This is a genomic window from Synechocystis sp. LEGE 06083 (assembly GCF_015207725.1).
In the GTDB taxonomy this organism is placed as follows: Bacteria; Cyanobacteriota; Cyanobacteriia; order Cyanobacteriales; family Microcystaceae; genus Synechocystis; species Synechocystis salina.
Genome location: NZ_JADEWJ010000449.1, coordinates 1 through 1,345 on the forward strand (window position 1 = coordinate 1; position 1,345 = coordinate 1,345).

At 50.9% G+C, this 1,345-nt stretch carries 1 protein-coding gene; it reads left to right on the forward strand.

The window, feature by feature from the left end; genetic code table 11:
* A partial coding sequence (locus IQ219_RS19650; protein WP_194073735.1) for a carbamoyltransferase N-terminal domain-containing protein occupies window positions 1–1,345 on the forward strand: 1,345 nt, incomplete at both ends.

Here is a 1,345-nt window from a genome sequence, read left to right on the forward strand (position 1 = left end):
GTATAAGAGACAGAAACACGATGCTGCTTTTCCCTCCCAGGGTATCAACTACTGCCTTGCCGAAGGAGGAATTAGCCTCCAGGAAGTGGATTACATTGTTTTTTACGAAAAACCCTTGGTGACCTTTGAACGGTTATTGGAAACTTACTTAGCTTTTGCTCCTAGGGGACTGCGGTCTTTCATTGCGGCCATGTCCGCTTGGTTGCAGGAAAAACTTTATCTCAAGACTGTGTTGAAAAAAGCTCTGGCGGAACTGGGCGACTGTCAGACTAAAGAGCTGCCCCCCTTGCTTTTTAACGAGCATCACCAATCCCACGCCGCCTCTGCCTTTTTCCCCAGCCCTTTCACCGAAGCCGCCGTGTTGTGTATGGATGGGGTAGGGGAATGGGCCACCACTTCCCTTTGGTCTGGCCACGGTAACCAGTTAACACCCCATTGGGAGATTCACTTTCCCCATTCCCTCGGTCTGCTTTACTCTGCTTTTACCTACTACACGGGTTTTAAGGTTAATTCCGGCGAGTATAAGCTCATGGGTTTGGCTCCCTACGGTGAACCCAAATATGTGGATCTAATTTTAGACAACTTATTGGATCTCAAGGCAGACGGAACCTTTCGTCTCAACATGGCCTATTTCAACTATGCCACCGGTCTAACCATGACCAATAAAAAGTTTGCCGACCTGTTTGGTGCGCCCCGGCGATCGCCAGAGAGTCCTTTAACCCAGCGGGAAATGGACATTGCCGCCTCCATTCAGGTGGTGACAGAGGAAGTGGTGCTGCGCCTCGGTAATACGGTGTATGAAGAACTCGGTTTAGAAAATCTTTGTTTAGCTGGGGGGGTCGCCCTCAACTGTGTGGCCAATGGTCGTTTACTGCGGGAAGGCAAATTTAAAAATATTTGGATTCAACCCGCCGCTGGGGATGCAGGGGGGGCGATCGGTTCTGCCCTTTCGGTGTGGTACCAGTATTTACAAAACGACAGGACGGCGCACCAGCCCGATGCCATGGCCGGTTCCTACCTAGGACCCCGTTTCAGTAACGAAGACATTGAAGCCTATCTCAAAGACCCTGCCGTGGAAGCTGTGTACGACTATTATCCTGATGGGGATTTATTCGACAAAGTGGCCCATATCCTCGCCGGAGGCAATGTGGTGGGGTGGTTCCAAGGGCGCATGGAATTTGGTCCCAGGGCTTTGGGGGGAAGGTCGATCCTGGGGGATCCACGCAATACCACCATGCAATCGGTGATGAATTTGAAAATTAAATACCGGGAATCTTTTCGACCCTTTGCTCCCTCGGTGTTGGCGGAAAAAGTAGGGGATTATTTTGTCTTGGACCAGCCCCTG